Consider the following 11,440-nt stretch of genomic DNA (forward strand, 5'->3'; position numbering starts at 1 on the left):
TTTTGAATAGAACAACCTCACTTATTTTTGGAAGAATTTGTTAATTTCATTTAAGTCTTTCGTTTGTGATAGCGCAATTAGCAGTTTAATTCGTGCCTTTTGACCATTTAAGCCATTTGAAAAGATAGCTCCTAATTCTTTTAAATCCTTTCCACCACCTTCATACCCATAAACATCTTGAGCAATGCCATTAAAGCATCTTGAAACAAGAATGACAGGGATGCCCCCCTGAATTAGGTGTGATATCCCTTCAATAGAAGATGGGGGTAAATTACCTTGTCCCAATGCCTCTAATACTAAGCCTTCGTACCCACTATCCTTAATAGCTTTTAATATATCAGACTCTAGACCGGCATAGGCTTTTAATAAGCCGACTTTATGTTCGACCTTTATATTGTGATACTTTTCATTTGTAACTGGCTGATGGTGAAAGAATACTCCTCTTTTTGTCACAATCCCTATTGGTCCATATTGTGGACTTTGAAAAGTAGCGACATTACTCGTATGGGTTTTTGTCACGTTTTTAGCTGTATGAATTTCATCATTTAAAACGACAAGAACCCCTTTATTATTAGCGTCATTACTTATAGCCACTTTTAGTGAAGAAATTAAATTATAAAGCCCATCAGAACCAATCTCATTACTTGATCTCATTGCACCAGTCAACACAATAGGAATAGAAAGAGGAACTGTTAAATCTAAGAAATAGGCTGTTTCTTCAAGCGTATCCGTTCCATGAGTGATGACAACTCCATCAATTTGGTTTTGTTTGTAACTCTCTTCAATTAGTTCCTTAAGCATAAGCATATCTTTAGGGGTGATATGAGGAGAAGGAACGTGAAGTGGCTCTTTTTCGATAATGTGAGCAACTTCGTTTAATCTATTCAACTGAGAGGTTAATGGATTTTTCTCACTAGGGAGTACTGATCCTGTGGTCTCATCTTCCATCATGGAAATAGTTCCACCTGTATGTAATAGCAATATTCGTTTTTTCACAAGTAATCGCTCCTAAATTATAGAATTGTCATTTGATTATTTTCATTCTCTCCTTTACATGATACGATGAAGAAAACGAGAAGAAAAGAGGACAATCAAATGCTAGTGATTTTATCAGCTGGCATTGCGCCTGGCTTAGCTTTTTTAAGCTATATATATTTAAAGGATCAATATAGTCAAGAACCAATTCAATCTGTTTTTAGAACATTCATGTACGGGGCGTTATTAACGTTCCCGATAATGTTTATTCAGCATATTTTAAGAGCAGAAGGAATCGTGAGTTCTCCTTTAGGGGAAGCATTTTTTTCAGCCGCATTGTTAGAAGAGTTTTTTAAATGGTTTGTGCTATTTTTTATTGTTGTCCAGTCAGTAAAGTTTGACGATCCATATGACGGCATTGTTTATGGTGCAAGCGTTTCCCTTGGATTCGCTTCTGTTGAGAACATACTCTATTTATTTAACTATGGTGTGAGCTATGCGTTTGGTCGAGCTTTACTTCCAGTTTCGAGTCATGCCCTATTAGGGGTGATTATGGGATACTATATTGGGAAAAATCTACATTCTACTCCATCAAGGAAAATATGGGTTATCTTTTCTCTTTTTATTCCGATAATATTACATGGAACATATGACTTCATTTTAGTAAGTAACTTTTTAGAATGGGAATATATGATGGTTCCATTCATGCTCTTTTTATGGTGGTTAGGCATGAGAAAAGTAAAAATAGCTCATCTTCTCACCAATAAAAAGGAACAATATCCTGTAAAAAAAGATTCTTCATTTTATCAATAATGAATCTGTTTTCATATTTTAATTTAAAAAAATAAATAGCAATGAAGATAGCAGGCTAATTTGTAAGTAAATTAGACCTGCTTTATTTATAGTTATATCAACGGCTAGTGAATAATTCCCCTTGTCCAACAAAAATGAAGGGCAAATGAAGGTACTAATTGATTGGTTACTTAATATTCTGTTACGGCTGAGCACTATTATTATGACTCTATTGTGACGATTTATCTGGTTAACGGTCAGGTAGTGAAATAAGAAGTGTATGTAATGGGGTATCACTCACTCAAGTAATTAGGAGGTAGTTTTTGGGGGGATAATAAAATAGGTGAAATTATTTAGGCAAGTTAGGTTGTATAAAACAGAACCTCCTGAAAAATAGAAACCCAGTACCACACTAGGTATGGGTTTTTTTGTTAATTTGGCTGTGGTTTAAGGTTTCCTATCCTTAACGAAAACCCGTTCCTTCAACTGAAGTTTTTTAAAAGTAAAAGAAGCCTCCTTGTAAATGTTAAGTCAACTTTTAGAAGCAAGAAAGTATTTAGCTCATTCAATTTCGCCCAATCATGAAAAAATAAATTGTCACGAAACTCTAATTTACGTTTTCATTTAATTGGGCTCGGCTATTGTGTTCTTAGTTTCCTTTCTTCAAGAAAATGATAATAAGTCTTGTAATATAGTGACGCTATTATTTACTTGAATAATTGAGACTCCATTACAAAAACTATTATCGATTTCATAATAATGGAGGAATTGAGATGAATAAGAAGCGCATGAAAACATTTTCAGTTTTGTTAATGCTACTATTCGTAACTGCGACATTATCTTACACACCTCAGCATTCGCCTGTTCGCGCTTTTTCAAATCAAGTGATTCAAAAGGGAGCAACAGGTGAAGATGTAATTGAACTACAGGAACGTCTGCGGCACCTTGGGTTTTATAAAGGGAAGGTTGATGGTGTTTTTGGTTGGGGGACTTATTGGTCTGTGAGGAACTTTCAATCAGAATTTGGGTTAGAGGTCGATGGGTTAGTGGGGGCTACGACGAAAGAAAAGCTTACGAAAGCATCAAAATATGAGAGGCAAACAGATCAGGCAAATCAAAATACAGGGAAGAGCACGGCGGTTAATACACCGAAGGGTTTTTCGCAAAACGATATTCAACTTATGGCTAATGCTGTCTATGGCGAAGCACGAGGAGAGCCGTATGATGGTCAAGTTGCGGTTGCAGCCGTCATTTTAAACCGGATTGAAAGTCAGTCATTTCCCAACTCGGTTTCTGGAGTTATTTTTGAGCCGCGTGCTTTTACAGCTGTTGCAGATGGACAAATATGGTTAACGCCGAATGAAAAAGCTAAAAAAGCAGTTGTGGATGCAATTAATGGATGGGACCCTTCTGAAAATGCAATCTATTATTTTAATCCTGATACAGCTACGAGTAAATGGATATGGACAAGACCACAAATCAAAAAAATTGGAAAGCACATATTCTGTAATTAGAGAGGTGTTCAAAACATGATAAGAGGCATACTCATTACAATCTTAACAATAGGTGTTTTAGGCACTGCTTACTGGGGATTTCAAGAGCACCAAGAGAAAAATGCAATCTTAATAAACGCAGAAAATAACTACCAAAGAGCTTTTCATGATTTAACGTATCAAATGGATTTGCTAAATGATAAAATCGGAACAACGTTAGCTATGAATTCGCAAAAATCACTCTCGCCTGCACTTGCAGATGTTTGGCGAATTACTTCAGAAGCACATAGTGAAGTAGGACAGCTTCCACTTACATTACTTCCATTTAACAAAACGGAAGAATTTCTTGCGAAAATCGGGGATTTTAGTTATCGAACAGCTGTGAGAAATTTAGAACAAAATCCGTTGTCAGATGACGAATATAAAATATTAGAACAATTGTATGAACAAAGTGCAGACATCCAAAAAGAGTTAAGAGAGGTGCAGTATCTTGTCATTAAAAATAATTTACGGTGGATGGACGTTGAATTAGCATTAGCTACGAATAACGAAAGTGAAGATAATACAATTATTGATGGATTTAAAACAGTTGAAAAAAAAGTGGAAGGGTATGATGAAACAGATGTAGGAGGAACTACTTTTCTAAATGCCCAAAAACGAATAGAGAACTTAGAGAAATTGGAAGGAAAAGAAATAAACAAAGAAGAAGCGTTAAACATAACGAAAAAGTTTACTTCTTTAAACAATATTAAAGAACAAAGAGTAACTGAAAACGGTAAAGGATCTAATTATGGTTTTTATAGCGTCTCATTATTATCCGACGATAATGTTGAGGTGAGCATGGATGTGACAAAAAAAGGTGGGTATCCAATATGGTATATCAATAATCGAGATGTAACTAATTCAAATATGAGCTTAAATGAAGCAACCGAAAAGGCGGCTGAATTTTTAAAAGAATACGATTTCGAAGACTTGGATTTATTTGAAAGTGCACAGTACGATAGTATCGGGGTCTTTTCATTTGTAACAAAAATCGACAATGTTAGAATTTATCCAGATACGATTAAAATGAAAGTGGCACTTGATAATGGTGAGGTAATTGGTTTTTCTGCTGATGACTATTTGACAAATAATAAAGCTAGAGAGTTACCTGCCCCTGTTCTTACAAAAGAAAAAGCGAAAGAACAGATTAACCCAAGTGTTACAATATTACAAGATGGATTAGCCGTAATTGTTAATGATTTAAATGAGGAAGTTCTCTGTTTCGAGTTTATGGGTACGCTTAATAATGATACGTATCGAATCTTTATTAATAGTGAAACGGGTGTTGAGGAAAAAGTAGAAAAACTTCAAAATGCTGAGCCGATTTATGAGGATGTAGTATAACAATGATGTCCATTTCATTAGAATGTTAGAATGTAGCCAATTATTAAAAAACATGCCATAATAAATAATAGGTAAAACGATGCTTTGAAAAAATAGGGTGTGTGAGTAGAATGTTTAAAATTGGTGCTTCTATATCGTTAGATCTTATTCATTCAGAAAAACAAGAGTCATATAGGTGTAAAATAGTAGAAGAAAATAAAGGGACAGTCTATATCGATTACCCAATTAATCAAGAGACTGGCAGGACTGTTTATTTGATTGATGGCACTCAATTAAAGGTGAAGATGGTAATCGATAATGTCCCGTACATATTTGACACAGAAGTTTTAGGAAGAGTGAAGAAAAATATACCAATGATTATTTTACGTTATCCTGGCGACAGTCAACTGATGAAAATTCAACGCAGAGAGTACGTAAGAGTAGATGCAAGTATCGATGTGTCTGTTACAGTAAATGATACCGCACGTTTTTCGACACTTACTGAGGATATTAGTGCAGGTGGTTGTGTGTTGATCATCCCGAATGATATTGAAATGAAAGAAAAGAATTTCGTCAAACTATTACTCGTGCTTCCCATGCAAACAGGTGAGTACCATTATTTAACGATTGATGGAAAAACGGTTCGTTTTCTTGACAAGGGAAATCGCCAGCTAGTGTCTGTTCAATTTTTAAACCTTAATGAGACTTCAAAACAGATTATCATGAGATATTGCTTTGAACGACAGCTTATTCTTCGTAAAAAGGGCTTGCTTGAATGATGAATAAAGCCTGTCATTTTGTTTTATACTAGTTAAAAAAGGAAAAAAGTATGAGACATATTGATCGAATATTACTAAAAATCATTACTATGCAGTTCATCATTTTAATTATCGTTCAAATTTTAGTTCATCAATGGCCAGCTATGACGATACTTCAAAAAATAACCTATTACGAAGGTGTCAATACGATGGATCATGGAGAAATTATTGAAACGATTAATGGCAGTAGAGACAGGTGATCCTGTCTTTTTCTTATGTATGATCAAAGCTCCTTACAGAGTGCTTCAAATTATGATAAAATGATACAAGTTTTGATTACATTAAAAATAAAAATAGTAGGTGGAGAATTATGTCACAAAATTTACGTATAGCAATCGATGGTCCTGCTGCCGCTGGTAAAAGTACTGTTGCAAAGATTTTAGCTGAAAGTCTTTCTTATATATATATTGATACAGGTGCTATGTATCGTGCTCTTACTTATAAGGCAATTAAAGAAAAAATTAATGTGCACGATGAGTCATTAATGGCTGACCTTATTCATGAGTCAGTTATTTCACTTCAACCGGGTAAAGAGACTCAGTTAGTATTTTTAGATGGTCATAATGTCACAGATGAAATTCGTACGAATGAAGTGACAAACTCAGTATCAATTGTGGCGAAGCACGGATTAGTAAGAAGAGAAATGGTGAAGCGTCAACAAGCTCTTGCGAGTAAAGGAAAAGTAGTGATGGATGGAAGGGATATCGGTACTCATGTTATCCCTGATGCAGAAGTTAAAGTATTTTTACTTGCTAGTGTGGAAGAAAGAGCAAAAAGACGTCATGAAGAGAATATTTCTAAAGGGTTTTCATCAGATTTGGAGAAGTTAAAAGAAGAGATTGCAAAACGTGATAAACTAGATTCTGAAAGAGAAATATCTCCATTAAAAAAAGCTGAGGATGCGATAGAGATTGATACGACCTCTCTTTCGATTCAAGGGGTTGTCGGAAAAATAATGAACTTGGTTTTGGAAAGGAAAGAGAACGCGTGAATTTTTACACATTTGCAAAAGGTGTAGTAAAAGGAGTATTTTCCCCTTTATATCGCATCGAAGTTATTGGTAAAGAACATTTCCCTAAAGATGGTGGAGTACTACTTTGCTCAAATCATATTGAAACTTTAGACCCACCTGTTGTCGGGATTACTGCTCCTAGACCTGTTTCCTTTATGGCTAAAGCTGAGTTATTTGATGTTCCGGTTCTAGGGAAGATTATCAAGAACTTACACGCATTCCCAGTTAAGCGAGGGATGAGTGATAGGGAAGCCTTGAGAACGGGTTTAAAAGCATTGAAAGAAGGAAATGTGTTGGGGCTTTTCCCAGAAGGAACACGAAATAAAACAGGGAAATTAGGAAAAGGATTAGCTGGAGCAGGTTTTTTTGCTTTACGTACAAAGGCCCATGTTGTCCCTTGTGCCATTATTGGTCCTTATAAGCCCTTTCGGAAATTGAAGGTGGTTTATGGTAAGCCGATTGATATGGAGCCTTATCGGGAAAGCAAAGCTAGTGCTGAAGAAGTAACAGAAGTAATTATGAATCATATAGGCGACTTAATTAGACAATATTCGTAAGTGATTCCTGCTTGACAAATACCTTCAAATATTAGAAGTTAATAGAAAGAAGAATTTTCTAGGAGATGTATGTGGAAGTATGCACATCTATCCTAAGAGTAGTTATGGATTAAGGAGGAGTACATATGTCAGAAGACATGAATCAAGTAGAAGTGAAAAATCTAGAAGTTGGCGAAAAAGTTAAAGGAACTGTTACAAAGGTTGAAGAAAAGCAAGTGCTCGTTGATGTTGAAGGAAGTAAAATAGATGGGATCATTCCAATTAGTGAACTATCTAGTCTTCATATTGAAAAAGCATCCGATTCCGTCCAAGAAGGAGACGTGTTAGACCTTATTGTTACAAAGGTTGAAGAAGAGCTTCTTGTATTATCAAAACGTAAAGTTGATGCTGAAAAAGCATGGGAAGAAATGCATAGACGTTTTGAAACCGGCGAAGTTTTTGAGGCGGAAGTAAAGGATGTTGTTAAAGGTGGATTAGTGGTAGATTTAGGCGTGCGTGGATTTGTTCCAGCATCTCTTGTAGAGGACTATTACGTAGAGGATTTCACTGACTATAAAGGAAAGTCCTTAACATTTAAAATTGTTGAAATCGATCAAGAAAAGAATAGACTTATCCTTTCTCACCGTGCTGTAGTTGAAGTGGAAAAAGAAGAGAAGAAAAAACAAGTTCTTGATTCACTTAAACCTAACCAAGAGCTTGAAGGTACTATTCAACGTATTACAGATTTTGGTGCGTTCGTTGATATCGGTGGAGTTGACGGCTTAGTTCATATTTCTCAACTTTCACACGGTCACGTAGAAAAACCTTCTGATGTGGTTGAAGAAGGTCAAAAGGTAAGTGTAAAAGTCTTATCCGTTGATCGCGATAATGAGCGTATTTCTCTTTCAATAAAAGAAACTCTTCCTGGACCTTGGACTAATATTGCTGAAAAAGCTCCTCGTGGTGAGGTGCTAGAGGGAGTTGTAAAACGTCTCGTTTCTTATGGATCATTTGTTGAAGTCTTCCCAGGAGTAGAAGGTCTTGTTCATATTTCTCAAATTTCACATAAACATATTGGTACTCCACATGAAGTGCTTCAAGAAGGGCAAACTGTAAAAGTAAAAGTATTAGATGTGAATGAAAGTGAACAGAGACTATCTTTAAGCATTAAAGATCTTGAAGAGAAAGCACCACAGGTTGAAGAGAAATTCGATTTACCTGAAGAAAACTCAGGCTTTCAACTTGGTGAAATGATTGGTGATAAATTAAAAGACTTAAAATAATGGTGATGAAGTTGTCCAGATCAGATAGAAAACGAGAGCATATCCAGTACGCATTAACAACGGGACAAAGCCGACAAGCTGGATTTGACGACATAGCTTTTGTACACCACAGTTTACCGAATACATCTGTATCGGATATAAATTTAAGTACTAAAATTGGCGAACTTTTATTAAGTTCGCCAATTTTCATCAATGCGATGACTGGTGGTGGAGGGGAAGAAACGCTCAAAATTAACCATGATTTAGCGCTTGCTGCAAAGGAAACCGGATTGGCGCTTGCTGTTGGTTCGCAAATGTCTGCGTTAAAGGATCCTAAGGAACGAAAAACGTTTGAAATTGTTAGGAAAACCAATCCGAATGGTGTAATATTTGCTAATATTGGTAGTGAAGCTACAGTCTCACAGGCGCGAGATGTTGTTGAAATGATTGGTGCGGATGCATTACAAATTCACCTCAATGTCATTCAAGAGTTAGCGATGCCAGAAGGGGACCGTTCCTTTAAAGGTTCATTAGATCGAATTCAAAAGATTGCTTCTCAATTGGAGGTTCCTGTCATTATAAAGGAGACAGGCTTTGGGATGAGCTCAGAAACAATTCGTTTATTAGAGACAAGTGAGGCAATCGCTTTCGATGTCGGTGGGTATGGTGGAGTGAATTTTGCTAAAATTGAAAATTCACGTAGGGAAAGAAGGATGAGCTATTTCGATGATTGGGGGATTCCTACACCAATATCTATAATTGAAGCCACGTCTACTACTTCGAGAACCGTCATTGCTTCTGGAGGTATTCAATCCCCTCTTGATTTATTAAAATCGCTAGCACTAGGAGCGAACGCAGGTGGAATGGCAGGGTATTTATTGAAGCTATTATTAGAAAGATCCCTGAAGGATCTAATAGATGAAATAAATATATTTCACCAAGATTTACGAATGATGATGTGCGCTCTAGGTGTGACGAATATTCACAAATTGAACACCGTGCCTTTAGTTATATCAGGTAACAGCTATCATTGGTTACAAGCCCGAGGGTTTAAGCCAGAAAAATTCAGTCGTCGGCAGCGGAATGATGAACAAAAAGACGGTTAAGGAGAAAGCCTCCTTAACCGTCTTTTTGTTCATCACAATCTCAATTCATCGTTTTGAGATGGCTCCATTTCTTAAGCTTTTTGGTCATTTCTAGCTTCTTCAGGTGTATCTAAACGTGTGGCTCCTTTATAATGAAGAGCTTGGTCCCGATCTGATTCAACTCTGTTACTTTTCTTTAATTTTCTTTCTTGGCGATCTTTTCCCACCTTTGACACCTCCTCTCTTTAAAATCTCGCGTTATAAATCACTTTATACATGAATGATTTACCTTTTCGTTTCCCATAATGGTAAGGGAGGAGGTAAAGTATGGAAGGTTATATGTTTCTATGGTCTATTTGGTTTATATGGGTATTTGCAACTTTTATTTTAGACAAAAACAAACCGTACCGATTTATGATAGCAAGCTTTTCGCTCGCACAAATCATTGTCTCACCTTATAAAGTGATGATCGGTAATATGATTTTCAATGGACCTTTTATTATAATGGGAATCTTTTTATTCATCGTATTAGCTAATTATTCCCTAGATGAAAAACTATTTTTACTTATCTCTGTATGGACGATAGGTTGTTTCTATGCTGGGTTTAGATTTATTGAAGTATACGACCCAATATGGATAATTTTTGACAGGAGTTTATTATTGGCATTGCTTCTGGCTATCATTCTATATTTGTTATTTTATAAAAGAAATAATCAATGGCCTATTGCACTCATTGGTGGTGGAATGTTAGGAGAGGTGCTAGCCTATAATACACTTGCGCCATATGGCCTCTCACATGCTGTAGGAGATAAGTCCTTTTTGGATGTTATATATATAACCATTATCTTTTCATTTTCTATTACGTACCTTTCCTCATTAATTCAGAGGTTGCAGTTAAAAATTCCAATGGAAAAGGAGAAAACAAACCAATTATGAATGAATATGTCTATCCCATTATGTTCGGTGTTGTTATTGGTACCTTTACTAGAATGTATATGCTTCGAACAGACTACCGGCAGTACCCTACCTATCTTCATGGGAAAATTATTCATATCGCATTAGGATTTATTGCTGCTGGACTTGGGACAGTAGCTGTTCCCGCGATAATGGAAGAAGAGTTTACAGCTATCACTTTTTTAACCTTAGCAGCATCACAATTTAGGGATGTTCGGAATATGGAAAGGAACACATTAACAGAACTTGATGCCTATGAATTAGTTCCGAGAGGAGCAACCTACATTGAAGGAGTAGCTCTTGCTTTTGAAAGTCGAAACTATTTAGTTATCTTTACATCATTTATCACAACGTTTGCTTATTTGGCATGGAATGTATATGCTGCTTTATTTTTCGGGTTATTGGCGCTGTTTTTGTCTAGAAAGTTAATGTCAGGTGGAAGGTTAAAAGATATTGTTGAAATTGAATACATAGAACCTCGATTTGAAGGGCCAGGACTGTATGTAGATGATATATACATCATGAATATTGGTTTAAAAGAACGACAAGAAGAAGTATTACGGTATGGAATGGGATTTTTATTAAAACCAATCAACTTTAATGCAAGGTCTACTATTGCAAATCTAGGTCAGCGTCAGGCTATTTTACATGATATTTCTACTGCGCTTGGGGTATATCGAGACTCTGGCACTCCAGCTTTAGTCCCTTTAGCTAAAAGAGATTTAGACGATGGTAGAGTCGGGGTTTTTGTCCTTCCTCAAGAAAAAGACGTTGAAAAGGCGATCGCCATACTTCAGCAGGTGCCAACCTTAGAAAACGCGATTCGAATGCCAACAGAGTCTAAAGCAAATAAGAAAGGAAGAAAGCTAAAATGAATGTAGAAAAATATATTTTAGCCGCCATAACAACAAATCCTAATAAAGTTCCTAGTGGTACGGCCGTATTTCACTGCGACACAACAACAGAATGTGAAAAAATAGCGGCAAATTTAGAAGCGATTTTGGATGGGATTGCTCACGAATTAACGGATGACCTTTATGTCATTGTGAAGCATTAATGAATGAAGATTGCTAGAATACTCATTTACTGTTAGAATAATGTAGTTAACCCTTCTTACTTGGAAGGGCTTCTTTTTATAATAAGGGAAA

Annotated in this window: 14 protein-coding genes; 12 read left to right on the forward strand and 2 right to left on the reverse strand. The window is 36.1% G+C overall.

Annotated elements, in window-relative coordinates; genetic code table 11:
* Window positions 1–21 precede the first annotated feature (21 nt).
* On the reverse strand, window positions 22–996 hold the full coding sequence (locus WAK64_RS08855; protein ID WP_336586603.1) for an asparaginase: 975 nt from the start codon (window positions 994–996) through the stop codon (window positions 22–24).
* Between the two features lie 99 nt (window positions 997–1,095).
* Here WAK64_RS08855 and prsW point away from each other — a divergent pair, with 99 nt between their 5' ends.
* From prsW to fni, 9 genes are all read left to right on the forward strand, one after another.
* A complete protein-coding gene (gene prsW / locus WAK64_RS08860; protein ID WP_336586604.1) occupies window positions 1,096–1,788 on the forward strand; it encodes a glutamic-type intramembrane protease PrsW in 693 nt (230 codons plus the stop codon).
* A 791-nt stretch (window positions 1,789–2,579) separates the two neighbouring features.
* Window positions 2,580–3,281: a spore cortex-lytic enzyme gene (sleB, locus tag WAK64_RS08865; RefSeq protein WP_419465924.1), complete on the forward strand. Its 702-nt coding sequence runs from the start codon at window positions 2,580–2,582 to the stop codon at window positions 3,279–3,281.
* 15 nt (window positions 3,282–3,296) lie between these two features.
* Window positions 3,297–4,646, forward strand: a complete 1,350-nt coding sequence (gene ypeB / locus WAK64_RS08870) for a germination protein YpeB (RefSeq protein WP_336586606.1) — start codon at window positions 3,297–3,299, stop codon at window positions 4,644–4,646.
* A gap of 110 nt (window positions 4,647–4,756) precedes the next feature.
* Complete coding sequence (locus tag WAK64_RS08875) at window positions 4,757–5,404, forward strand: flagellar brake protein (RefSeq protein ID WP_336586607.1); 648 nt, start codon at window positions 4,757–4,759, stop codon at window positions 5,402–5,404.
* Window positions 5,405–5,454: 50 nt separating this feature from the next.
* Window positions 5,455–5,643 carry a DUF5359 family protein gene (locus WAK64_RS08880; protein ID WP_336586608.1) on the forward strand — a complete coding sequence of 63 codons (189 nt, stop codon included), beginning with the start codon at window positions 5,455–5,457 and terminating at the stop codon, window positions 5,641–5,643.
* A gap of 110 nt (window positions 5,644–5,753) precedes the next feature.
* On the forward strand, window positions 5,754–6,434 hold the full coding sequence (gene cmk / locus WAK64_RS08885; RefSeq protein ID WP_336586609.1) for a (d)CMP kinase: 681 nt from the start codon (window positions 5,754–5,756) through the stop codon (window positions 6,432–6,434).
* The gene (locus WAK64_RS08890) at window positions 6,431–7,012 is read left to right on the forward strand and encodes a lysophospholipid acyltransferase family protein (RefSeq protein ID WP_336586610.1); all 582 of its coding nucleotides are present in this window, start codon (window positions 6,431–6,433) and stop codon (window positions 7,010–7,012) included. Before cmk ends, WAK64_RS08890 begins: the two co-directional genes overlap by 4 nt.
* 125 nt (window positions 7,013–7,137) lie before the next feature.
* Complete coding sequence (rpsA, locus tag WAK64_RS08895; RefSeq protein ID WP_336586611.1) at window positions 7,138–8,274, forward strand: 30S ribosomal protein S1; 1,137 nt, start codon at window positions 7,138–7,140, stop codon at window positions 8,272–8,274.
* Between the two features lie 11 nt (window positions 8,275–8,285).
* On the forward strand, window positions 8,286–9,359 hold the full coding sequence (fni, locus tag WAK64_RS08900) for a type 2 isopentenyl-diphosphate Delta-isomerase (protein WP_336586612.1): 1,074 nt from the start codon (window positions 8,286–8,288) through the stop codon (window positions 9,357–9,359).
* Between the two features lie 71 nt (window positions 9,360–9,430).
* Here fni and WAK64_RS08905 read toward each other — a convergent pair whose 3' ends face one another.
* Window positions 9,431–9,565, reverse strand: coding sequence for a YpzI family protein (locus WAK64_RS08905; protein ID WP_336586613.1), 135 nt, complete (start codon window positions 9,563–9,565; stop codon window positions 9,431–9,433).
* Window positions 9,566–9,665: 100 nt separating this feature from the next.
* Between WAK64_RS08905 and WAK64_RS08910 the strand changes: the two genes are divergently transcribed.
* The 3 genes from WAK64_RS08910 to WAK64_RS08920 are packed head-to-tail and all read left to right on the forward strand — an operon-like array spanning window position 9,666 to window position 11,349.
* Window positions 9,666–10,274, forward strand: coding sequence for a YphA family membrane protein (locus tag WAK64_RS08910; protein ID WP_336586614.1), 609 nt, complete (start codon window positions 9,666–9,668; stop codon window positions 10,272–10,274).
* Window positions 10,271–11,167 carry a YIEGIA family protein gene (locus WAK64_RS08915; RefSeq protein WP_336586615.1) on the forward strand — a complete coding sequence of 299 codons (897 nt, stop codon included), beginning with the start codon at window positions 10,271–10,273 and terminating at the stop codon, window positions 11,165–11,167. Before WAK64_RS08910 ends, WAK64_RS08915 begins: the two co-directional genes overlap by 4 nt.
* Window positions 11,164–11,349, forward strand: coding sequence for a capping complex subunit for YIEGIA (locus WAK64_RS08920; RefSeq protein WP_336586616.1), 186 nt, complete (start codon window positions 11,164–11,166; stop codon window positions 11,347–11,349). The genes WAK64_RS08915 and WAK64_RS08920 overlap by 4 nt, the downstream gene beginning before the upstream one ends.
* Window positions 11,350–11,440 lie beyond the last annotated feature (91 nt).

The organism is Bacillus spongiae, from assembly GCF_037120725.1.
Lineage (GTDB): Bacteria > Bacillota > Bacilli > Bacillales > Bacillaceae_K > Bacillus_CI > Bacillus_CI spongiae.